We start from the raw sequence: 22,118 nt of genomic DNA, 5'->3' as shown, positions 1-22,118 counted from the left end.
CAGACATGCCGTACGGCAAAATCCTGAAATTGCTTACTTCTTATAGTTGGCAACGCCGTCGGCGATTTCCTTGTGGGCTTCTTCAATGCCGCCCCAGCCTTCGACCTTGACCCACTTGCCGGCTTCCAGCGCCTTGTAGTGCTCGAAGAAGTGCTTGATCTGATCCAGCAGGTTCTGGCCGATGTCCGACAGGTCGGCCATATGGGCCGTGGCCGGGCTCAGCTTGTTGACAGGCACGGCAACCAGCTTGGCATCCACGCCGGACTCGTCCGTCATCTTCAGCATGCCCAGAGCACGGCAGCGCACCACGCAACCGTGGATGAGCGGGAACGGCGTGACGACCAGCACGTCGACCGGGTCACCGTCGCCCGAGAGCGTCTGCGGGATGAAGCCGTAGTTGGCCGGGTAGCGCATGCCGGTGCCAACGAAGCGGTCCACGAACAGCAGACCGGTTTCCTTGTCGGCTTCGTACTTGACCGGGTCGCTCTGCGCCGGGATCTCGATGATGACGTTGAAGTCGTTGGGGATGTCCTTGCCCGGCGAGACGTTGTTGAAGCTCATGGAAATGCTCCGGAATGCGCGAAGTGCGTAAAAACGCGACGCAAATGGTTAGAAAGAAGCGTGAAAAACTGTCGGCGGGCATTATAGCCCTCACATCAGGCCGCTTGCTCTACCCGCCCCGCAGCCGTGCGAAAATCGCGCGTTGCCGATCTTTTGCAGGAACCCCCCATGCATGCCCAGCACTTCATCGCCAACCGTCTGATGTCGCCCGACTCGGGGATGCGCATCAAGGTGTTCGATCCGTCCGACGGCCAATCCTTTGCCGAGATTGCGCGCGGCAACGCCACCGACATCAGCGTGGCCGTGCACGCAGCCCGGCGTGCGTTCGAGGGCGTCTGGGGACAGTTGCCGCCAGCCGAGCGCGGCCGTGTGCTCATGCGTGTGGCCCTGCGCCTGGCCGATCACGAAGAAGAGCTCGCCCGCCTGGAAGCCCGCGACACCGGCAAGCCCATGCGCCAGGCGCGCGCCGACGCCCGCGCCGTGGCCCGCTACTTCGAGTTCTACGCCGGTGCGGCCGACAAGCTGCACGGGCAAACCATCCCCTATCCGGCCGATACCACCGTGCTGACCGTGCGCGAGCCGCATGGCGTGACTGCGCACATCATCCCGTGGAACTACCCGATGCAGATCTTCGGGCGCAGCGTGGGGGCTGCATTGGCAGCGGGCAACGCGTGCGTGGTCAAGCCGGCGGAAGACGCGTGCCTGTCTGTCCTGCGCGTGGCCGAGCTGGCCGCCGAGGCGGGCCTGCCTGATGGCGCACTCAACATCGTGACCGGCTATGGCCACGAAGCGGGTGCCGCCCTGGTGGCGCATCCCGGGATCAATCATGTGTCGTTCACCGGGTCACCGGAAACGGGCAAGGCCATTGTGCGAGCGGCCGCTGAAAACCACGTGCCCGTGACGCTGGAACTGGGCGGCAAATCTCCGCAGATCGTGTTTGCCGATGCCGATCTGGAAGCGGCCATTCCGGCCGTGGTGAACGGCATCATTCAGAACGCGGGGCAGACGTGCTCCGCCGGCAGCCGCGTACTGATTGAGCGCAGCGTGTACGAGGCGATGCTGGACCGGCTGGCCATGGTGTTCGAATCCATCCGGGTCGGACCCTCGTCGCTGGATCTGGATTGCGGCCCGCTCATCAACCCCAAGCAGCAGCAGCGCGTATGGGATTTCGTCTCGGATGCGCAGCACGCCAACATTCCGGTGATGGCGCAGGGCCAGGTGGTGCCCGAGGCGCCCGAGACAGGCTACTACCAGGCACCGATGCTGCTGCGTGACGTGCCGCACACGCATCGCCTCGCGCAGCAGGAAGTGTTCGGCCCGCTGCTGGCCGCCATGCCATTCGATACCGAAGCCGAGGCGCTGGCCTTGGCCAACGGCACCCCGTACGGCCTGGTGGCCGGCGTGTGGACGAACGACGGTGGCCGCCAGATGCGCCTCGCGCGCAAGCTCAAGGCCGGCCAGGTCTTCATCAACAATTACGGCGCTGGCGGCGGCGTTGAACTGCCCTTCGGCGGAACGGGCCAATCGGGCCACGGGCGCGAAAAGGGCTTCGAAGCGCTCTACGGCTTCACCACGCTCAAGACCATCGCGATCCGTCACGGCTAAGGCACAACGCAACATCCACCCACAACACGAGGAGACACCATGCGGCTTGCCGGCAAAATTGCCATCGTCACGGGCGCGGGTTCGGGTTTTGGAGAAGGCATCGCCAACACCTTTGCTCGCGAAGGCGCGCGCGTCGTCGTCAATGACCTGAATGCGGAGGCCGGCGAACGCGTGGCCAGCGCCATTCGCGTGGCCGGCGGCGATGCGCATTTCGTGCACGCCGACGTGTCGAATGGGGACTCCGTCGCCAAGTTGTTGGGCGCCACGCTGGCGCGCTATGGCGATCTGCACATCGTCGTGAACAACGCCGGCACCACGCACAAGAACAAGCCGCTGCTGCAGATCACCGAGGACGAGTTCGACCGCGTGATGGCCGTCAACGTGAAGAGCATTTACTGGACGGCGCATCACATCGTCCCGCACTTCCGGGAGCGCGGCGGCGGCGTGTTCGTCAATGTGGCGTCCACGGCGGGCATCCGGCCGCGGCCGGGGCTCGTCTGGTACAACGCCAGCAAGGGCGCCGTCATCACGGCCAGCAAGGCGATGGCGGCCGAACTGGGCCCAGACAAGATCCGAGTGAACTGCGTGAACCCGGTGATGGGTGCCACGGGCCTCATCGAGCAGTTCATGGGCGTACCTGACACCCCCGAGAACCGCGCGCGCTTCCTGGCGACGATCCCGATGGGGCGGCTTTCCACGCCGCAGGATGTGGCCAACGCATGCCTGTATCTGGCATCGGACGAAGCGGAGTTCATTACCGGCACGTGTTTGGAAGTGGACGGCGGGCGCTGCGTATAAACCCTGCCGGCGGGCGTCTTGGCGCGCCCGCCTGAGAAGCGCAGAATGCTGTGGCGGTTTTCCAGGCCGAGGTAGGTAACGAGGAGCACTCGGCCTGAACTCACAATAACTCTGGAGACCCGATGGCCATCACCACCCCTCCCACCTCACCGGTTGGCGGCGCAGGCACGCTGCCGCCACAGTCCACAAGCGCATTTGAAGAAGCTACTTACCGCAAGGTGACGTGGCGTCTCGTTCCGTTCCTGCTGCTGTGTTACGTGGTTGCGTATCTCGATCGCGTCAACGTGGGCTTTGCCAAGCTGCAGATGCTCAACGATCTCAAGTTCAGCGAGACCATCTACGGCCTTGGCGCCGGCATCTTCTTCATCGGCTACTTCCTTTTTGAAGTGCCGAGCAATGTGATTCTGCACCGCGTGGGCGCGCGCATCTGGATCGCGCGGATCATGATTTCGTGGGGCATCATCTCGGCGGCCATGATGTTCGTGACCACGCCGGCCATGTTCTACGTGATGCGCTTTCTGCTGGGCCTGGCAGAGGCCGGCTTCTTCCCGGGCATCATCCTGTACCTCACGTACTGGTATCCGGCGCAGCGGCGCGGGCGCACCACCACCTTTTTCATGACGGCGATTGCGCTGTCGGGCGTGATCGGTGGCCCCATCTCGGGCTGGGCGATGAAGGCGTTTGGCGGCGTCTACGGCCTGGCCGGCTGGCAGTGGATGTTCCTGATCGAAGGCATTCCGTCGATCATCGTCGGCATCTTCGTGCTGGCGTATCTGGACGACCGCATCAGCCACGCGAAGTGGCTGACGGACGAAGAGAAAGCCCTGCTCGCCCGCAACATCGCCGCCGAAGACGCCGAGAAGGAAGACCCGCCCATCCGCACCGTCATGGCCAGCCCGCGCGTGTGGCTGATGAGCCTGATCTACTTCACCTTCGTGATGGGTCTGTATGGCGTGAGCTTCTGGCTGCCGACCTTGATCAAGCAGACCGGCGTCGCCGATCCGTTCTCGGTGGGCTTGCTGACGGCGATTCCGTACGGCGCGGCAGTCGTCGCCATGGTCTTGGTGGCCCGCAGCGCTGACCGCCTGCGTGAGCGTCGCTGGCACATCGCGATTCCCGCGGTGGTGGGCGCGGTCGGGCTCGTATTGTCGGCCGTGTGGCACACCGACACCACACTGGCCATGGCCGCCCTCACTCTCGGCACCATGGGCATCCTGACCACATTGCCGCTGTTCTGGAGCCTGCCGACTGCATTCCTGGCCGGCACCGGCGCCGCCGCCGGCATTGCGCTCATCAATTCGCTGGGCAACCTCGCGGGCTTCCTGAGCCCCTACGCCGTCGGCTGGCTGAAAGACGCCACGCAGAGCACCGATTCGGGCATGTACATGCTGGCCGCGTCGATGGTGCTGGGTGCGATCCTCACGCTTTCCGTGCCGGCACGGATGGTGAACAAATAGGCGCCGTCAGCGCCAAGAAAAAAAGGGCCGGGATCATCCCGGCCTTTTTCATTTCACGGCAAGCAATGCGCTTTGCCGGTAGTGGCGCTGCGCGTCTTCCATGCGCTCCGTCTGCTCGAACATCTGTGCAAGCGCCAGATGCGCATGGGCGCGGAGGTTGCCGGAGTGATCGGCATCGGCGTACTTCAATGCCGACTCCAGGTTCGACTGCGCCTTGCCCCAGAGCTGCTCCTTGAAGCACAGCATGCCGAGCGTGTAGAACAGGTCGGCATCCACCGGATGCTGGGCGAGCCATTTCTCGGCTTGCTGGATCAGCGGCAGCGCCTTGCCCGGCACTGCGCAATCGGCGTAGCGGCGGATCAGGCGGCTATCCCAATGCGTCTTCAGACCGTCTTCGACGATGCGCTTGGCGTCATCGGTGCGGCCAAGCTGCGCGAAATACAGCGCTGCCTGCGAGGCAATGCGCGGCGAGCGGCGCTCTTCCGTGGTCAGTTCGCGCCAGAAGCTGTTCAGCGAATCGGCGTCGTGGCGGCGCTCGGCCAGCAGCGTTTCACACGCCATCTGCTTAAGACGCGCGGCCAGCACAGAATGGATGGCGTTGCGCTTTTCCAGGGCGCGCGTGAGGCGCAGCACCTCGCTCCAGTTCTTCAGATGCTGATGCGCACGCAGGGCAATGCGTTGCGCCTGAATCTGCCGCGAGCCCTGCGATTGCAGCTGCGCGATCTTCTCCAGCGCACCTTCCGCATCGCGGGCGTCGACCAGCAATTCGGCCATCGACACGAGTTTCGCCTGTTCACGATCGGGCGAAGACACTTCGGCCATCCAGGCGTCGCGGCGCTCGGTCTCCTGCATGCGGTGTGCGGCACGGGCGCCGATCAGCGCGGCCGTCTCGCGCTGCGGCTCCCAGGCCTGCGCTTCGCGCGCCTGGCGCTCCGCGTGACCGAAGCGGCCGGCAAACAGGCTTTCCATTGCCTCACGCAGCGCGGCCGATGCCTTCAGGATGCGGTTGCGCTCGCGATACGCCGCAGCACGCGCCGGCATGCCGGCTACGTGGTGGAAAAGGCGCATCACAAGATGCAGCACCACGAACGTCGCCAGCAGCGCAGCCAGCACGAAATTGAGCGACATCTCGACCCGGTACGGCGGGTAGAACAGCACGACGTTGCTCAGGTTGAGTTCAGTGAACAGCGCCAGCCCAACGGCGGCGGCAAACAGGAGCGCGACCCAGAATACCCAGCGCATGCTCACTCCTTGCCCGAACCGCGCACGGCGGCAAGGCTGTCAGCCAGCGTCGGCACCTGCAGCGTGCCGGCCGTCGCGCGCACCTGCGACAGTTGATTCTGCACCGTGGTCACGCGCGAAGACTGCGTATCGAAGTAGCGCGCGAGCAGCGTATCGGCGCGCCCCAGGTCGGCACGGAACACGGCGTCATTGCGCGAGAGCAATGCCAGGCGCGCATTCATCAAGCGCAGCTTGAGGTTTTCGCGCAGGAACCACGCTTGGTCGGAAGACAGCAGCAGCGCTTCGGTCTGATCGACGCGGCGCACCTGTACGATCTGGCCGAGCTCGTCGCGAACGTCGTTCCACAGGCGGGCCCACCAGGCGCGCACACCCACCGACCATCCGGCGTTTGGCGGCGTCGATGCAGCCGGCGCCGACGCGGCCGCAGCATGCGCCTTGGCATTCTTCGTGGGCTTTGCGGCAGCATGCGGCGCCTGCGCAGCCTGTTCCGCCTCCAGCGGCTGGGCCGACGAGATGAGCGGCAGCGTGTCTACAGCGTTGATGGCGTCATCCAACCGCAGCGCCGCACCGGCCAGATCAAACGACGGCATCGCCTTGAGCTTGGCCATGTCGCGCGATACCGCCCGGCGCACGGCGTTGAACTGCGGCTTGTCGAGCGTGGCCAGGCGCGCGTCGACCGTTTGCAGCGCAGCCAGGGCACCGGCGACATTGCCGGTCAGCTGCAGTTGCTCGGCGGCGACCTCCAGCGAGCGCTGGATCTCGGCGCGCTGCCAGTCATCACGGTTGCGCAGAAGGTCTTGGTTGGCCTGCTCCAGCGCGGCTTGGCGATCGCGCGTTTCAGCGGTGCGGGCGTCCAGCGCCCCGAATTTCTGTTGCAGCTGGGAAACCGAATCCTGGTCTGCACGGGACAGCACGCGCATCTCCTGCGCCAGCGCTTCGTTTGTCTGGGCATGCTGGCGGATCTCGCGTGCCAGGCGCTCATTGCGCACCTGCAGCGCGGCCACCGCCGCCACGACCGCAACCAGCACCACCCAGATCAGCCAACCGCCACGGCGCGGCGCATGGTTGACCGTCATGGTGGGCGCAAACGCAGCCGGCGGAGCAGCAGGCGCAGGGGCCGGGCTCGGCTTGGCTGCCGCAGATGCGGGCGCTGGTGTCGAAGCGGGGGCAGAAGCGGGAGCCGCCGAGGGAACAGGAGTCTGCGTCACGGTGAAAGAAGAAGTAGACGATTTTGATTCAGCCGACACCGCTGCCGGGGCATGCTCGGGCGCCGATACCGGCCCGGCCCACGCGAGCACGCTGGCGAGGAGGCGGTCGTCGCCGGCGCCAGTGAGCGTCACGTCGCGAAAGCCCAGCGATTTGGCCTGTTCGACGATGCGGGCATGCGAAGCAAAGCATGGCGCGCCGTGCAGCGTGTCGAGATCGGCGGGCGACAGATTGGCGCGGGCCAGCTCATCGAGATTGCGGACAGCTTCGGAACTGGTGAGCGTCCAGGCATGGCGGGCCGGAAGCACGGCACGCAACGCGAGCCACGCGGCGGCATCGGGCACCGGCACGCTGCGGCGATACGCTTCCACTGTACGGACCGATGCACCGGCTTCGCGCAGTTGATCGGCCAGCCATTCGCGGCCGCCATTGCCGCGCACGATCAGAACTTCACGACCGCTCAACGACGGCACATCCAGCCTCGCGTACAGCGCTTCGGAATCCTGGCGAGCGTCGTCGGCATGCGTGTCAGGCTGGATCACACGGTGCGCGGGCGGCGCAACGCCGTGCTGGGCAAGCGCCAGTGCGCTCGCGGGGCCCACCACCGCTACAGGCACCTCCTGCGGCCAGCGGAAGCCTTCCGGCATAGCGGCAAATGCCTGCTGCACGGCATTGGGGCTAACGAACACGACCAGCGAATAGCGCGAAGGATCGCCCAACGCGGCACGCAAGTCGTCAAGATTGGGCGTCGGTGCAATGTCGAGCAGCGGAAACTGGTGCGTGCGCAGGCCGTGGCGCTCAAGCGCCGCCACCAGCATGGGCGCCTGCGCGCGCGGACGCGTCACCACCACCACGGGCGGGGTTGCCGGTTGAGCAGGCGGCGTGCTGGATGCGGGCGACGATGGTGACAAGCGCGGTGGCAAGTGGTCGTCCATGGCGAGCCGTGGGAGTTAGGTAGCGGGTGGGGCGTCGGCGCCCAGCATGGCAAGGATGTCGCGCGCGCCGCCGGCCAGCATCTGCTGGGCGACGTGCACGCCCAGTGCGTCGGCTTCGGCCAGCGTGGATGGCGTGGCCTCGCCATCTGCAGCAAGTTTACGCGTGCCATCCTGCGAAGCGACAAAGGCGCGCAGGCGCAGCGTGCCGGCGTCCGACCACTGCGCGAACGAGGCCAGTGGCACCTGGCAGGAACCGCCCAGAATGCGCGAAACAGCGCGTTCAGCAGTCACGGCCAGCGCTGTGGGCTCATCGTGCAGCGGCGCAAGACACGCTCGCACGTCTGCACGATCGGCGCGAATCTCGATGCCGAGCGCGCCCTGCCCTGCTGCTGGCAGCGATTCTTCCGGCGCGATGGTCGAGCGGATACGATCAGCCAGGCCAAGGCGTTTAAGCCCGGCAGCAGCCAGGATGATGGCGGCGTAGTCGCCACGGTCGAGCTTGCCGAGGCGCGTATCGAGGTTGCCCCGCAGAGGCTGGATGACCAGATGCGGGAAGCGCGCCCGCAGCGAAGCCTCACGGCGCAGGCTGGACGTGCCCACAACGGCGCCGGCCGGCAGCGAGGCCAGATCGGCGTAGTCGTTGGAAACAAAGGCGTCGCGCGCGTCTTCGCGTTCGAGGATGGCCGAAAGCGCATAGCCTTCCGGCAATTCCATCGGCACATCCTTGAGCGAATGCACGGCGAGATCGGCGCGCCCCTCGGCCAACGCGACTTCCAGTTCTTTTACGAACAAACCTTTGCCCCCCACCTTCGCGAGGGAGCGGTCGAGAATCTGGTCGCCGCGCGTGGTCATTCCAAGGATGGACACGTCGCACGCGGGATAGTATTTTTGCAATGCAGCACGCACGTGTTCGGCCTGCCAGAGGGCAAGCCGGCTTTCGCGCGAGGCAATGACCAGCTTGGTCGGCGCCTGGGCTGCAGGAGTCGTTGCAAGCTGGGATTGACGGGAAGTCGGGCGGGCGTTGGAAGGCATGCGGCAATGGTAGCACGCAGCATTTTCGCGACAGTCCGGCTATCACGTTGAAGTGATGCAGAAAAGAGGGCCGTTCAGGCACCTTACCTACCCAATCTAGGAGACACCATGACGCAGCCCGCCGCGCGCCGCGCTTCCTCGCGCGCGACCCCCGCCCGCAAGGCTTCAGCCGCCCCCGCCAAGACCAGCAAAACCTCGAAGGCAGTCAAGACTGCCAAGCCCGCCGCCAAACCGGTGGTCAAGGCCAATGGGGCGGACGAAGCCAACGGCGCATCACTCGGCCCCACTTCCCGACGCTCGTCGGGCAGCGCCGCGGCCAAGGATCAGCCGCTGAAGGAAGACATCCGCTTCCTCGGGCGCCTGCTGGGCGACGTGCTGCGTGACCAGGAAGGCGGCACCGTCTTCGAAACGGTCGAGACCATCCGCCAGACCGCCGTGCGCTTCCGCCGCGACGGCGACCGCCAGGCCGAGCAGGATCTCGACCGGCTGCTGAAAACCCTCTCGCGCGACCAAACCACGTCGGTGGTGCGCGCCTTCAGCTATTTCTCGCACCTGGCGAACATCGCTGAAGACCAGCACCACAATCGCCGCCGCCGCGTGCATGCGCTGGCCGGATCGCCGCCGCAGCCGGGCAGCCTGATGCGCGCGCTGCTGTCGGCCGCCGATGAAGGCCTGTCGGGCGACGTGCTGCGCCGATTCTTCGAAACTGCGCTGATCGTGCCGGTGCTGACCGCCCACCCGACCGAGGTGCAGCGCAAGAGCACGCTCGACGCACAACGTGAAATCGCCCGCCTGCTGGCCGAGCGCGACGCGCCGCTCACCACGCGCGAGCGCGAGCGCAACACCGCGCTGCTGCGTGCCCATGTCACCAAGCTGTGGCAAACGCGCATGCTGCGCACCACGCGTCTGATGGTGGCGGACGAGATCGAGAACGCGCTGTCGTATTACAAAACCACCTTCCTGCGCGAAATTCCCGCGCTGTACCGCGAGCTTGAAGAAGACATCGCGACCGCGTTCCCGCGTCGCGGCGCACGCGGCGAACCGACACCGCTGCCGCCCTTCTTCCAGATGGGCTCCTGGATCGGCGGCGACCGCGACGGCAACCCCTTCGTCACGGCAACGACGTTGCGCGACGCTGCACGGAAGCAGGCGAGCGTGATCCTCGCGTGGTACCTGGAAGAAATCCACGCGCTGGGTGCGGAACTGTCGATGTCGACGTCGCTGGTGGATGTGAGCGCGGAGCTGCAAGCGCTGGCCGAGCGCTCGCCCGACCATTCCGAACACCGCGTGGACGAGCCGTACCGCCGCGCGCTGATTGGCGTCTATGCGCGCCTGGCTGCCACGTGCCATGAGCTGACAGGCGAAGACGCAGGCCGCCACGCCGTCGGCCCCGCTCCGGCTTACAACAATGCAGAAGAACTGCGTGCCGACATCCAGATCGTGATCGACTCCTTGGCGGCGCACCACGGCGAGGTGCTGGCCGATGCACGACTGGCATCGTTGGCGCGCGCGATTGATGTGTTCGGCTTCCACCTGTCATCGATCGACCTGCGGCAGGTGTCGGACGTGCACGAAGCGACCGTCGCCGAGTTGTTGAAGGTGGCAGGTGTCGAAGGCGCCTATGCGGCGCTGTCCGAAGCCGACAAGCGCACGCTGCTGCTGCGCGAGCTGCAACAGCCGCGCGTGCTGACGCTGCCGTTCCACGCATACAGCGAGCAGACCACGTCGGAGATCGACATCTTCCGCGCCGCCCGCGAAGTGCGTGCCCGCTACGGCAACCGCATCGTGCGCAACTACATCATTTCGCACACTGAGACGCTATCCGACCTGCTGGAAGTGATGCTGCTGCAGAAGGAAGCCGGCATGTTCCGCACGGGCGCCAATGGCAGCGGCACCGGCGGCGCCGCGCTGGACGTGATGGTGATCCCACTGTTCGAAACCATCGAAGACTTGCGCAACGCCCCCGAGATCATGGGCGACCTGCTTGCCCTGCCTGGCTTCGATGCCGTGCTCGCAGCGCAGGGCAACGAGCAGGAAGTGATGCTCGGCTATTCGGATTCCAACAAGGACGGCGGCTTCCTCACCTCCAACTGGGAGCTGTACAAGGCCGAGCTGGCGCTGGTGGAGCTGTTCGAGCGCAAGGGCGTGCGCCTGCGCCTGTTCCACGGCCGCGGAGGCACCGTGGGCCGAGGCGGCGGCCCGACCTATCAGGCCATCCTGTCGCAGCCGCCGGGCACGGTGAACGGGCAGATCCGCCTGACCGAGCAGGGCGAGATCATCTCCAGCAAGTTCGCCAATCCCGAGATCGGCCGGCGCAATCTGGAAACCATCGTCGCCGCCACGCTGGAAGCGACGCTGCTGCCCACGCGCAACCGTCCGAAGGGCCTGGAAGATTACGAAGCTGCCATGCAGGCGCTGTCGGACAACGCCTTTGCCGCGTACCGCAATCTCGTCTACGAAACCCCTGGCTTCAAGGATTACTTCTTCGCCACCACGCCAATCACCGAGATTGCCGATCTGAACCTCGGTTCACGCCCGGCCTCGCGCAAGCTGATGGACAAGAAGCACCGCCGCATTGAAGACCTGCGCGCGATTCCGTGGGGCTTCTCGTGGGGCCAATGCCGTCTGCTGCTGCCGGGCTGGTTCGGCTTTGGCAGCGCGGTGCAGCGCTGGCTCGATGACGCTGGCAACGCCAAGGCCCGCGCCGCGCGCTTGACCACGCTCAAGCGCATGCACAAGCAGTGGCCGTTCTTTGCGAACCTGCTCTCGAACATGGACATGGTGCTGTCCAAGGCCGATCTGAACGTGGCGTCGCGCTACGCGCAGCTCTGCGACGATCGCAAGCTGCGTAACGCGGTGTTCTCGCGCATCTCGGCGGAGTTCACGTTGACCGAGCAGATGCTGGCAGCCATCACGGGACAATCGGAGCGCCTGGCCGACAACCCGCTGCTGGCGCGTTCCATCAAGAACCGCTTCCCGTATCTCGACCCGCTGAATCACTTGCAGGTCGAACTGCTCAAGCGCTTCCGCTCGGGCAAGGCCGGCAGTGACGATGCGCGCGTGCGACGCGGCATCCACCTGTCGATCAACGGGATTGCCGCAGGCCTTCGCAACAGCGGCTGATCAGGCAGCCAGCGCGGTGGCGGCCGGGCGACGGCTGATCCACGCCATCGCCATCGCGCCGGCGTACGACAGCGTCATCAGGCCAAATACCAGCGGCGAGGCATGCGCCAGACCGGGCACCACCGTAACGACCGCGCCCGCCGCTGCCACGCCCAGCAAACTGCCGGTCTGCCGAGCGGCGTTGAGCAAGCCCGACGCCGTGCCGGCCAATTCGCCCGGTGCCGCAGACAGGATGGTCGACGTCATGGGCGCGATCGCCAGCGCGGTGCCGCCGCCGTAAGCCATCATCGTTGCACTCACCACCCAGATGTGCACTTGCCCGGTCAGCGCAGCCGACGTTGCCAGCAAACCCGCGGCGCCGATCAAGAGACCACTCAGCATCATCGTCGGTGTAGAAAAACGTGCCATCAGCTTGCCCGCGAAGATGTTGCCCGCCGACAGGCTCACCGCCATTGGCAGCATGACCAGGCCGGTCTGGCGCGCGCTGAGATGTTCGACGTTCTGCAAATGCAGGCTCAGCACGAACAGGGCACCGTAATAGCCGAAATTCAGCAGGAACCCCACGCCGTTGACCGCGCCCAGCGTGCGATGCCCCAGCCAGGCCAGCGGCACCAGCGGCGCACGTGCACGGCGTTCGGCCACAACGAACAGCGCCCCGGCCACCACCGTCAGCAGCGCGGTACCCCACACCCACGGCGATTGCGCACCGCGCACCGGCCATTCAATCGCGGCAAAACACAGCGCCGCAAGCATCACCGCGCTCGTCACCTGCCCTGCCCAGTCGAACGGCTTGGCGCGTGCAGGCTGCACGTGACGCACGATGACCCACGTGCCCAGCATGCCGACCACGCCCAGCGGCACGTTGATCAGGAAGGCACTGCGCCAGCCATATGTGTCAACCAGGACGCCACCGAGCGCAGGGCCCACGGCCGCAGCCGTCGCGACAATTGCGCCCCACAGGCCAATGGCCCAGGCCCGCTCACGCGGGTCTTCAAACGTGCAGCGAATGAGCGATAGCGAACTCGGCAGAAACATCGCCGCGCCCACGCCTTGCAGAATGCGCGCGGCAATCAGCGTGGTCACTGAAGGCGCCAGCCCACAGCCGGCGGAGGCCACGATGAACACCGCCATCCCCGCCATGAACACGGTGCGAGCGCCAATGCGGTCGCTCAGCAAACCGCCTGTGAGGATGAAAGCGGCAAAGGCCAGCGTGTAAGCGTCAACAATCCAGGCGAGTTCTGCGACGCTGCTGTGCAGGCTGTCGCGCATAGCGATGAGCGCCACGTTGACCACGGTCGTATCGAGCACCGCCATGAACACACCCGACGTGAGAATGCCCAGCGTGGCGTTGCGGCGCCACCGGCTGAGATCGGGTTGCAAGTCAGCTCGGGGACTGGCGCCCAAGGTATTGGCGTGGCAGGAAGACATGGCGGAACCGTTTGGCAATTTCATGCAGCCAAGTGTAGGCTGGAGAGCGCATGCAAAAAAGCAGCGTTTTTGCATTGCAACGCTGCAAATTTGCATCACTCATCTACAAATATTCGGAGCCCGATGTGAACTGGGACAACGGACGCTTCTTCCTGGCCGTGGCGCGCACCTGCACGCTGCGCGGCGCGGCACAGCGCCTGGGCGTGGATCAGGCCACGGTGGGCCGCCGCATCGCCGCGCTGGAAGACGAGCTATCGGCCAAGCTCTTCCTGCGCACGTCGACCGCGCTGGTGCTCACACCTGCCGGCGAAGCGCTGATCGGCCCGGCAGAAGCGATGGAGCAGGCGGCACACACCATCGAGCGCCGCGTGGCCGGCATCGACGAGCAACTCGCCGGCACGATCCGCCTGGCCACGACCGACACCATGGCGGCCACCTTTGTGTTGCCGGCTATCGCGACGCTGCGGCAACGGCATCCCGGCATCGACGTTGTCTGCATGGCGTCCAAGAGCATTGCCAACCTGACCAAGCGCGAAGCCGACGTGGCCGTGCGCACGCTGCGGCCGGATTCGCCGGACCTCATTGCGCGGCGCATCGGACAAATGGAAACGGGCATCTATGCGAGCCGCAGCTACGTTGCGGCGCGCGGCGAGCCGGAGGAAGGGACGGCCTTTGCGGGGCACGACCTCGTGCTGTATCCGCGCAATGAAGTGCCATGGATGTGGGAAGACCTTTGCGGAGAGCCCATCACGCGCGGGCGTGTCGTCTTGCAGAGCAACTCGGCGCTAGCGCTGTTCGAGGCGGTGGCCGCAGGCATTGGGATCACCGAACTGGTTTGCCGCCGCGCGCAAGCGTATCCACAACTGGTGCGCGTACTGCCAAACCGCCGGAGCATGCAAGACGTCTGGCTCGTCACGCACGCCGATCTGCACAAGACCGCGCGCGTGCGGGCCTTGCTCGATTGCATCGTCGAAGCGTTCGACGCGCACAAAAAAACCGCCACACCGTAAACGAGCGGCCGGTGTGGCGGCCCAACAAACCCGTCAGCTGATGAACGCCACAGGCACCGGGTCCTCGCCCAGCACCGAGAGCAGCACCGCCCAATGCATCGCCTCGTCGCCCAGGATGCTGGCGGCGGCCTTGGTCAGGTCGCGCGTGTAGAAATTCGGCAGCACGCCCAAGTAGGCCGAAGTGGCGCCCTTTTCCAGCCCGGCGGCAAAACGCAGCACGTCGGCCTGCGTCTTGAGCTGGCTGACCGGGAAGTTGTATTCCGCCACCGTCTTCTCCATGACCGGCGTTCCACCCAGCTTGGACACCGTTCCCGCCAGCACCGACGCGTGTGCCTTGTGGTGGCCCTGGAACTTCACGGCCGTCGCCAGCACGGGCTTTTGCAACAAGCCGCTTTCTGCGCCCACCTGATAGGCGGCGATGGCCTGGTACTCCAGCCCGAGCGCGACGTTCAGGATGTTGATGTCGTCTTTCACGCTGCCCGACTGGGTTTGCGCCCAGGCCGGCATCGACTGGCCCAACGACACCGCCGCCAGCGAGCCCAGCGCCATCAGCCCCGGCGCGCGCAGCAGCACGCGGCGGCGCGCGTCGATGCGCGGGCCGTCATTCTCCAACTGATCCATCTCTTTGGTTGTGTCCATCGTCGGTCTCCTTGCATATGTGGGGAAGAGCGCGATCCGTGCGGTGCGTGATGCGAATCGCGGGCGTTTGTTCAGCGCCTGACCGCTTATACGAAGGGCGCATCCAACTGGATGCAAATACCTCAGCACCTTTCACGTGAATTCCCCCGGCAACCACGGTTTCTACCTACACTTTGGGCAGAACCGTCCACAAAAAACTGCCCACGTGCTCACCTTCCAGCGCACCGCCGACGACCACGCCGCGCAAGACACCGATCCGCCGACGGCGGCCGCGGCGGCTCGCCCTCAAAGCGCCGACGCGGAAGAGCTGGCGGCATTGCTGCAGCGCATCGGCCTGGGCGACCGCGACGCCCTGCGTGCGCTGTATTCGCGCTGTGCACCGAAACTGTTTGGGCTCGCGCTGCGTATCTTGGTCAGGAAGGACTGGGCCGAGGACGTCTTGCAAGAAAGCTTCGTCAACATCTGGCGCCATGCCGGCGATTACCGCCCCCACATGGCCGCCCCCATGACGTGGATGACCACGATCGTGCGCAACCGTGCACTCGATTGCCTGCGCCGGCAGCATGCCGAGCGCGTGCAGGAATCCGTGCCGCTGGACGACACCTACGCCGATGTCCTGGCCGACCACGCCCCTGGCCCCGCCGACCTCGCGCTGGCCGGCCAGCAAGCCCGCGCGCTGGCCGAATGCCTCAAGCGCCTGGACCCGAAGCAGCGCGAAGTCATATCGCTCGCCTATCTGCGAGACCTGTCGCATAGCGAGCTGGCGCAAGCGCTGTCACTGCCGCTGGGCACCGTCAAATCCTGGATGCGGCGCGGATTGGACCGCCTGCGCGAATGCCTCGGAGCACCGTGATGGACCCGCGCCGCCACCCCGAACTCGTCGACAAGCTGGCCGCTGAATATGCGGTCGGCACATTGCGCGCCGGTGCACGCCGCCGGTTCGAGCAGATCATTCGCCACGACGCCGCCGTGCGCGCCACGGTCGAACGCTGGCAACGCTATCTGGCCGACCTGCCCGCGCTTCAGCCTGCCACGGCGCCTCTGCCGGAGATTTTGTGCCGCGTTGAAGTGCAACTCGGCTGGCGCGAGCCGGCGCCACCGCGAAAAGCGCTCTGGCAGCGGCTCTGGCAAGGCGCGGGCTTCTGGCGCGGCGCCACAGCAGTCGCGGCGGTGGTTGCGGCGGTGGCGATCGGGCTGAACCTGCGGCTGGCGCAGCAATTGCGCGAGGCGCCTGTCGCCAACGCGGTGGCCGTGCTGCAGGACGCGCAAGCCCAGGCGGCCGTCCTCGTCACCTGGGATGCGCGTACCGGCACGCTATCGCTCAAGCGGCTGGACGCAACACCTCTCAACACTGAACAGGCCTTGCAGCTCTGGGCGCTGCCGCCGGGCGGGCATCCTCAGTCACTTGGGGTGATCGGGCACCAGCGCGCGGTGCGGCTGACGGTGGCGCAGCCGTTGCGGCAGGTGCCGGCGCTGGCCATCAGCGTGGAACCGCGTGGCGGCTCACCCAACCCCGAGGGGCCGACCGGGCCGGTGGTCTTCAAGGGCGCGCTGATCGACAGCACGCTGTAGCCGGCCCTGGCGCGGGGGCTGAAAGGCCCGGCGGGCGATATAATCGCGGTTTCCTGAATTTGCGGCTGGCACCCTCGCCGGCCGCGCTCCTCCAGCTGTCCGCCCATGACCTCCCAACTCGCCAAGAAGGCCGAAGCGTGGTCCGCCCGCTTTAACGAGCCGGTGTCCGATCTCGTCAAGCGCTATACCGCGTCGGTGTTCTTTGACAAGCGCCTCGCACTGTTCGACATCCAGGGCTCGCTGGCGCACGCTGCCATGCTCGCCAAGCAGGGCATCATCGCCGAAGCCGACCGCGCCGCCATCGAAAAGGGCATGGCGCAGATCCGCCAGGAGATCGAGACCGGCACGTTCGAGTGGAAGCTGGACCTGGAAGACGTGCACCTGAACATCGAAGCGCGCCTGACTGCCATGGCGGGCGACGCCGGCAAGCGCCTGCACACGGGCCGCTCGCGCAACGACCAGGTCGCCACCGACATCCGCCTGTGGCTGCGCAGCGAGATCGACAACATCGTCGGTCTGCTCAAGGCCCTGCGCAGCGCGCTGCTGGACTTGGCCGAGCAGCACACCAACACCATCGTCCCGGGCTTCACGCACTTGCAGGTCGCGCAACCGGTGGTGTTCGGCCATCACCTGCTGGCCTACGTCGAGATGTTCACCCGCGACACCGAGCGCATGCTCGACGCCCGCAAGCGCGTCAACCGCCTGCCGCTGGGCGCCGCCGCGCTGGCTGGCACGAGCTACCCGATCGACCGCGAATTCGTCGCGCAGCAACTCGGCTTTGACGGCGTGTGCCGCAACTCGCTGGATGCCGTGTCCGACCGTGACTTCGCCATCGAATTCTGCGCCGCCGCCGCGCTCGTCATGACGCACATCTCGCGCTTCTCTGAAGAGCTGGTGCTGTGGATGAGCCCGCGCGTGGGCTTTATCGACATTGCCGACCGCTTCTGCACCGGCAGCTCGATCATGCCGCAGAAGAAGAATCCCGACGTGCCGGAACTGGCGCGCGGCAAGACCGGCCGCGTCAATGGCCACCTGATCGGTCTGCTCACGCTGATGAAGGGTCAACCGCTGGCGTACAACAAGGACAACCAGGAGGACAAGGAACCGCTGTTCGACACCGTGGATACCGTGGTCGACACGCTGCGCATCTTTGCCGACATGGTGCCGGGCATCACCGTCAAGGCCGACGCCATGCGTGCAGCTGCGCTGCAAGGCTACGCCACCGCCACCGATCTGGCCGACTACCTGGTCAAGCGTGGCCTGCCCTTCCGCGATGCACACGAAGCCGTGGCCCACGCCGTGCGCGCCTGCGACGACCTGCGCTGTGATCTGGCAGACCTGTCCGTCGCACAACTGCGTGACATCTGCGGCCTGGGCGACAAGTCCGACCTCATTAGCGACGATGTGCACGCCGTGCTGACGCTGGAAGGCTCGGTCGCCTCGCGCAACCATATCGGCGGAACAGCGCCGGAGCAGGTGAAGCAAGCCATTGCGTTCGCACGGGCCGCGCTGGCTGAATAATCGGCTGCACGCTTCAAACAAAAACGCCGCGCTACCCAGCGCGGCGTTTTTGCTTTGTGGCGGCCGCTGCCTCCCAACGAGCCCTGTCGGGAGGGGCGCAGACATTGTGCCGACGTAGCACATCACCCAGTTTGGAGCGATTCAGTAACCCGGTTCAACTAGATGGATGTGGGCGCCATGCGCCGGTTGCGCGAATAGATCAACCAACATTGCGCGGCAAATCCCACCAGAAAAAGTCCAAACCAGACCAGCAAGGTGTGCAGTACCGGTGGCGACAGAGGCGCATCGGCGAGTGGGTGCGAGAACGGCACTCGGGTCAGCGTTTCGTTTGTGGCAGGAACCAGCGATAAGAGAAAGCTGAAAGAGAGTCCGAATACAGACAGATACGGGCGAAGCCTTCCCAGGAAGGTTCGTTTGGTCGCGAATATGCCGCCGAGGGCGATAAGAAGAATCACGATGCCAAACGCGTGTCCGGGATTCAGGCCACCCGTGCTCGACACGCCGAAGGACGTGATTACCGACAGCACTAAACCTATGAGGTAAATCTTGCCGGAGCGCGTCGTCGTGTCGATCTTGCGATGACAGACAAAGCTATAGATGCCCGCAATGATGGGAACCAAGCTGATAACGGTATGGACCGCGCCTAGAGGCGAGATGGGATGCGTCATGGGATACCTCTCTCAAAAATCGCTGACAAAAAATCAGCACCGTGTCCGCGGTGCCGGAAAACTGGTCGCAGTTCGGATGTCGCGAACCGGCCTCCATGCGGCAAAATTCTATCTACTAGTTGGTAGACAACGTGATCCAAAAAAATGAGACAACCCTCGGTCTCATTGAACTCCCCAAGGCAGCTCAGGCTGCCGAGGTCAACTTGTCGATCGACAATCGAACGAGCGTCTCGAAGGCTTGGGGATCATCGGAACCTCGCGCAGCCAGCATTGCTCCATGCACTGCCGCCATGAAAGCTTTGGCTTCGATCGCTGGACTACCTTGCAGGTGGAATTGACCCTTAGCCTTCCCCCTCTTAAGGACGGTGGTGAGCCACGCAGTCAGATCCTGAAAATGCTGCCGAACTTCATCGGCAATCTCGCTGGGGATTGTCGGCAACTCCATGGCCAACATCGCGCAAATGCAAAACGAAGACGTGCCCCCACGGATACACGTAGACCAATAATCCGCGTAGGCATTGAGTTCTGCCAATGGATCAGCAAGCTGCTGTTCGAGTGCCGCCATGCCCTCCCGCGCTTCCTCGCGATACCGCGCGACCACAACCCGCACCAACTCTGTCTTGCTCGGGAAATGATGATGAATGCTCGCCTTGCTGATATGCACCCGAGCAGAGATATCGGCATAGCTGAAGCTGTTGTAACCGCCAGCTTCAAGCAATGATCGTGCATGTGCGACGATTTCAGCAGCCTTCGGGGAGAGCTCAACGTTCATAACAGGGTTGCATCAAACCGACCGGCAAAATTTAGGCATCCTCAAGCGCGCTCTGCAATACGCTGCGAGCAGACGCCAATCTACTAGTAGGTAGACAACCCTGTCAAGCACCACTGAAGCAGAAGAAGCCTGCGCCGCAACTCGGGCGGGTAGACGAAGCGTAGTTTGCCGCACGCTCCAGAAAACAAAAACGCCGCGCTGATTCAGTGCGGCGTTTTTGTTTTGTGTGACTGAAACTCAGCGCACGCAGTCGACGAAATACCCCATCTTGCCGTCGACTTCTTCCTCGACCAGACCGTGAATGTCAGTCTCGAAGCCTGGGAACAGCTTGTTGAATTCGCGTGCGAATTGCAGGTACTGCACGATCGTCTTGTTGAAGCGTTCACCAGGAATCAGCAGAGGAATGCCCGGGGGGTACGGCGTCAGCAGGATGGCGGTGATGCGGCCTTCCAGGTCGTCGATCGCCACACGCTCGGTTTCGCGATGTGCCATCTTGGCCCAGGCGTCCGACGGCTTCATCGCTGGTTCCATGTTCGACAGATACATCTCTGTCGTCACGCGGGCCACGTCGTTGGCCTGGTAGACGCTGTGGATGCTGTCGCACAGCTCACGCAGCCCGATGCGCTCGTACTGCGGATACTGACGCACGAACTCCGGCAACACGCGCCACAACGGCTGGTTGTTGTCGTAGTCGTCCTTGAACTGCTGCAGCTCGGTCACCATCGAGTTCCAACGGCCCTTGGTGATGCCGATGGTGAACATGATGAAGAACGAATACAAACCGGTCTTCTCGACGATGATGCCGTGCTCAGCCAGATAACGCGTCACGATGGCGGCCGGGATGCCTGAATCGCTGAACTTGCCGTCCACGTCCAGGCCCGGGGTGATGATGGTGGCCTTGATCGGATCAAGCAGGTTGAAGTCTTCGGCCAGGTTGCCGAAGCCGTGCCAGCGCTCATTGGCCTTCAGCATCCACGCTTCGCGGTCTTCGATGCCTTCGTCGGACAGGTCGTTCGGGCCCCAGACCTTGAACCACCAGTCGTCGCCGCGCCCATTACCGCCATTCGTACCGACGTATTCCTGCTCCACCTTGCGCATGGCGCGACGGAAGTCCAGCGCTTCAGCAATGCTTTCTTCCACCAGCGCAGTGCCGCCCGGCGCTTCCATCATCGCCGCGGCCACGTCGCACGAAGCAATGATCGAGTACTGCGGGCTCGTCGACGTGTGCATCAGATACGCCTCATTGAAGCGATACGTATCGAGCTTGCGCGTCTCGGAGTCCTGCACGAGGATCTGCGAGGCCTGCGATAAGCCGGCCAGCAGCTTGTGCGTGCTCTGCGTGGCAAACACCAGCGCGTCCTTGCTGCGCGGGCGACCGTGACCAATTGCGTGCATGTCCTCGTAGAACGGGTGGAACGACGCATGCGGCAGCCACGCTTCATCAAAGTGCAGCGTGTCGATTTCGGTCGACAGCATGTTCTTGATCATCTCGGCGTTGTACAGCACGCCGTCGTACGTGCCCTGCGTGATGGTCAGGATGCGCGGCTTCTTGTTCTTGGCCTGGCTGGCGAACGGGTGATCCGCGATCTTCTTGGCGATCGTTTCCGGCTCGAACTCACTCTTCGGGATCGGGCCAATGATGCCGAAGTGGTTGCGCGTCGGCATCAGGAACACCGGGATCGCGCCCGTCATCATGATCGCGTGCAGGATCGACTTGTGACAGTTGCGGTCCACCACCACGATGTCGCCGGGCGCCACGTTGGCGTGCCACACCATCTTGTTCGACGTCGACGTGCCGTTGGTCACAAAGAACATGTGATCGGAGCCGAAGATGCGCGCGGCGTTGCGCTCAGACGCGGCCACCGGGCCCGTGTGGTCAAGCAACTGGCCCAGTTCTTCCACAGCGTTGCAGACGTCGGCGCGCAGCATGTTCTCGCCGAAGAACTGGTGGAACACCTGCCCCACCGGGCTCTTCAGGAACGCCACGCCGCCCGAGTGCCCCGGGCAATGCCACGAATACGAGCTGTCCTGCGCGTAGTCGATCAGCGCCTTGAAGAACGGCGGCGGCAGTGAATCCAGGTAGTTGCGCGCTTCACGGATGATGTGTCGGGCCACGAACTCGGGCGTGTCCTCGAACATGTGGATGAAGCCGTGCAGCTCGCGCAGCACGTCGTTCGGCAGATGGCGCGAGGTGCGCGTTTCGCCGTACAGGAAGATGGGAATGTCGGCGTTGCGGCGACGCACCTCGGCCACGAAGGCGCGCAGGTTTTCAACCGCCTCCGGTTCGGGCTTGTCGTTGTCCGGGTTGATGAATTCATCGTCGTCGATCGAAACGATGAAGGTGGACGCGCGGCTCGACTGTTGGGCGAACGAGGTCAGGTCACCATAGCTGGTGAGACCAGTCACCTCCATCCCCTCCTGCTCGATGGCCTGGGCCAGCGCGCGAATGCCCGACCCGGAGATGTTCTCGGAGCGGAAGTCCTCGTCAATGATGATGACGGGAAAACGGAATTTCATCGTGGTTCCTTATGGATGAAGCTAAAGGCACC

The 22,118-nt window shown here is 64.7% G+C and carries 17 protein-coding genes; 8 read left to right on the top strand and 9 right to left on the bottom strand.

Annotation, left to right across the window (positions count from 1 at the left end; genetic code table 11):
• Window positions 1–33: 33 nt before the first annotated feature.
• On the bottom strand, window positions 34–561 hold the full coding sequence (ppa, locus tag NG898_RS02450; RefSeq protein WP_252690932.1) for an inorganic diphosphatase: 528 nt from the start codon (window positions 559–561) through the stop codon (window positions 34–36).
• A 168-nt stretch (window positions 562–729) separates the two neighbouring features.
• Here ppa and NG898_RS02445 point away from each other — a divergent pair, with 168 nt between their 5' ends.
• From NG898_RS02445 to NG898_RS02435, 3 genes are all read left to right on the top strand, one after another.
• Window positions 730–2,166, top strand: coding sequence for an aldehyde dehydrogenase family protein (locus NG898_RS02445; protein WP_252690931.1), 1,437 nt, complete (start codon window positions 730–732; stop codon window positions 2,164–2,166).
• A gap of 39 nt (window positions 2,167–2,205) precedes the next feature.
• Window positions 2,206–2,964 carry an SDR family oxidoreductase gene (locus tag NG898_RS02440; protein WP_252690930.1) on the top strand — a complete coding sequence of 253 codons (759 nt, stop codon included), beginning with the start codon at window positions 2,206–2,208 and terminating at the stop codon, window positions 2,962–2,964.
• A 122-nt stretch (window positions 2,965–3,086) separates the two neighbouring features.
• Complete coding sequence (locus NG898_RS02435) at window positions 3,087–4,421, top strand: MFS transporter (RefSeq protein ID WP_252690929.1); 1,335 nt, start codon at window positions 3,087–3,089, stop codon at window positions 4,419–4,421.
• A 48-nt stretch (window positions 4,422–4,469) separates the two neighbouring features.
• Here the strand turns inward: NG898_RS02435 and NG898_RS02430 are convergent, their stop codons facing one another.
• The 3 genes from NG898_RS02430 to hemC are packed head-to-tail and all read right to left on the bottom strand — an operon-like array spanning window position 4,470 to window position 8,836.
• Complete coding sequence (locus NG898_RS02430; RefSeq protein ID WP_252690928.1) at window positions 4,470–5,663, bottom strand: heme biosynthesis protein HemY; 1,194 nt, start codon at window positions 5,661–5,663, stop codon at window positions 4,470–4,472.
• 2 nt (window positions 5,664–5,665) lie between these two features.
• Window positions 5,666–7,804, bottom strand: coding sequence for a fused uroporphyrinogen-III synthase HemD/membrane protein HemX (gene hemDX, locus NG898_RS02425; RefSeq protein ID WP_252690927.1), 2,139 nt, complete (start codon window positions 7,802–7,804; stop codon window positions 5,666–5,668).
• 15 nt (window positions 7,805–7,819) lie between these two features.
• Complete coding sequence (gene hemC / locus NG898_RS02420) at window positions 7,820–8,836, bottom strand: hydroxymethylbilane synthase (protein WP_252690926.1); 1,017 nt, start codon at window positions 8,834–8,836, stop codon at window positions 7,820–7,822.
• A 108-nt stretch (window positions 8,837–8,944) separates the two neighbouring features.
• On the opposite strand from hemC, the gene ppc reads away from it, so the two are divergent.
• Complete coding sequence (ppc, locus tag NG898_RS02415) at window positions 8,945–11,959, top strand: phosphoenolpyruvate carboxylase (protein WP_252690925.1); 3,015 nt, start codon at window positions 8,945–8,947, stop codon at window positions 11,957–11,959.
• Here ppc and NG898_RS02410 read toward each other — a convergent pair whose 3' ends face one another.
• Window positions 11,960–13,387, bottom strand: a complete 1,428-nt coding sequence (locus NG898_RS02410) for an MFS transporter (RefSeq protein WP_420803684.1) — start codon at window positions 13,385–13,387, stop codon at window positions 11,960–11,962.
• Between the two features lie 125 nt (window positions 13,388–13,512).
• Between NG898_RS02410 and NG898_RS02405 the strand changes: the two genes are divergently transcribed.
• Window positions 13,513–14,397 (top strand): LysR family transcriptional regulator, encoded by an 885-nt coding sequence (locus NG898_RS02405; protein WP_252691606.1) that lies wholly within the window; start codon window positions 13,513–13,515, stop codon window positions 14,395–14,397.
• Window positions 14,398–14,430: 33 nt separating this feature from the next.
• Here the strand turns inward: NG898_RS02405 and NG898_RS02400 are convergent, their stop codons facing one another.
• Window positions 14,431–15,036 carry a ferritin-like domain-containing protein gene (locus NG898_RS02400; protein ID WP_252690923.1) on the bottom strand — a complete coding sequence of 202 codons (606 nt, stop codon included), beginning with the start codon at window positions 15,034–15,036 and terminating at the stop codon, window positions 14,431–14,433.
• Window positions 15,037–15,241: 205 nt separating this feature from the next.
• Here NG898_RS02400 and NG898_RS02395 point away from each other — a divergent pair, with 205 nt between their 5' ends.
• From NG898_RS02395 to argH, 3 genes are all read left to right on the top strand, one after another.
• Window positions 15,242–15,889: an RNA polymerase sigma factor gene (locus tag NG898_RS02395; protein ID WP_252690922.1), complete on the top strand. Its 648-nt coding sequence runs from the start codon at window positions 15,242–15,244 to the stop codon at window positions 15,887–15,889.
• Window positions 15,889–16,608 (top strand): anti-sigma factor, encoded by a 720-nt coding sequence (locus NG898_RS02390; protein WP_252690921.1) that lies wholly within the window; start codon window positions 15,889–15,891, stop codon window positions 16,606–16,608. Before NG898_RS02395 ends, NG898_RS02390 begins: the two co-directional genes overlap by 1 nt.
• A gap of 105 nt (window positions 16,609–16,713) precedes the next feature.
• Window positions 16,714–18,129, top strand: a complete 1,416-nt coding sequence (gene argH, locus NG898_RS02385; protein WP_252690920.1) for an argininosuccinate lyase — start codon at window positions 16,714–16,716, stop codon at window positions 18,127–18,129.
• 158 nt (window positions 18,130–18,287) lie between these two features.
• On the opposite strand, the gene NG898_RS02380 is transcribed toward argH, so the two are convergent.
• The 3 genes from NG898_RS02380 to NG898_RS02370 form a co-directional block, all read right to left on the bottom strand.
• On the bottom strand, window positions 18,288–18,797 hold the full coding sequence (locus NG898_RS02380) for a hypothetical protein (protein WP_252690919.1): 510 nt from the start codon (window positions 18,795–18,797) through the stop codon (window positions 18,288–18,290).
• A gap of 184 nt (window positions 18,798–18,981) precedes the next feature.
• Entirely contained in the window at window positions 18,982–19,569 is a 588-nt protein-coding gene (locus tag NG898_RS02375; protein ID WP_252690918.1) for a TetR/AcrR family transcriptional regulator, read from the bottom strand.
• Between the two features lie 237 nt (window positions 19,570–19,806).
• Window positions 19,807–22,086 carry an arginine/lysine/ornithine decarboxylase gene (locus NG898_RS02370; RefSeq protein WP_252690917.1) on the bottom strand — a complete coding sequence of 760 codons (2,280 nt, stop codon included), beginning with the start codon at window positions 22,084–22,086 and terminating at the stop codon, window positions 19,807–19,809.
• Window positions 22,087–22,118 lie beyond the last annotated feature (32 nt).

It is taken from the genome of Ralstonia mojiangensis (assembly GCF_023955645.1).
GTDB lineage: Bacteria > Pseudomonadota > Gammaproteobacteria > Burkholderiales > Burkholderiaceae > Ralstonia > Ralstonia mojiangensis.
Note: the sequence above shows the minus strand (reverse complement) of the source record. Positions and strands in the feature narration are given on the sequence as shown.

Coding starts and splice junctions, on each gene's coding strand:
- ppa (WP_252690932.1), bottom strand. CDS start 561: ATGAGCTTCAACAACGTCTCGCCGGGCAAGGACATCCCCAACGACTTC.
- NG898_RS02445 (WP_252690931.1), top strand. CDS start 730: ATGCATGCCCAGCACTTCATCGCCAACCGTCTGATGTCGCCCGACTCG.
- NG898_RS02440 (WP_252690930.1), top strand. CDS start 2,206: ATGCGGCTTGCCGGCAAAATTGCCATCGTCACGGGCGCGGGTTCGGGT.
- NG898_RS02435 (WP_252690929.1), top strand. CDS start 3,087: ATGGCCATCACCACCCCTCCCACCTCACCGGTTGGCGGCGCAGGCACG.
- NG898_RS02430 (WP_252690928.1), bottom strand. CDS start 5,663: ATGCGCTGGGTATTCTGGGTCGCGCTCCTGTTTGCCGCCGCCGTTGGG.
- hemDX (WP_252690927.1), bottom strand. CDS start 7,804: ATGGACGACCACTTGCCACCGCGCTTGTCACCATCGTCGCCCGCATCC.
- hemC (WP_252690926.1), bottom strand. CDS start 8,836: ATGCCTTCCAACGCCCGCCCGACTTCCCGTCAATCCCAGCTTGCAACG.
- ppc (WP_252690925.1), top strand. CDS start 8,945: ATGACGCAGCCCGCCGCGCGCCGCGCTTCCTCGCGCGCGACCCCCGCC.
- NG898_RS02410 (WP_420803684.1), bottom strand. CDS start 13,387: ATGTCTTCCTGCCACGCCAATACCTTGGGCGCCAGTCCCCGAGCTGAC.
- NG898_RS02400 (WP_252690923.1), bottom strand. CDS start 15,036: ATGGACACAACCAAAGAGATGGATCAGTTGGAGAATGACGGCCCGCGC.
- NG898_RS02390 (WP_252690921.1), top strand. CDS start 15,889: ATGGACCCGCGCCGCCACCCCGAACTCGTCGACAAGCTGGCCGCTGAA.
- argH (WP_252690920.1), top strand. CDS start 16,714: ATGACCTCCCAACTCGCCAAGAAGGCCGAAGCGTGGTCCGCCCGCTTT.
- NG898_RS02380 (WP_252690919.1), bottom strand. CDS start 18,797: ATGACGCATCCCATCTCGCCTCTAGGCGCGGTCCATACCGTTATCAGC.
- NG898_RS02375 (WP_252690918.1), bottom strand. CDS start 19,569: ATGAACGTTGAGCTCTCCCCGAAGGCTGCTGAAATCGTCGCACATGCA.
- NG898_RS02370 (WP_252690917.1), bottom strand. CDS start 22,086: ATGAAATTCCGTTTTCCCGTCATCATCATTGACGAGGACTTCCGCTCC.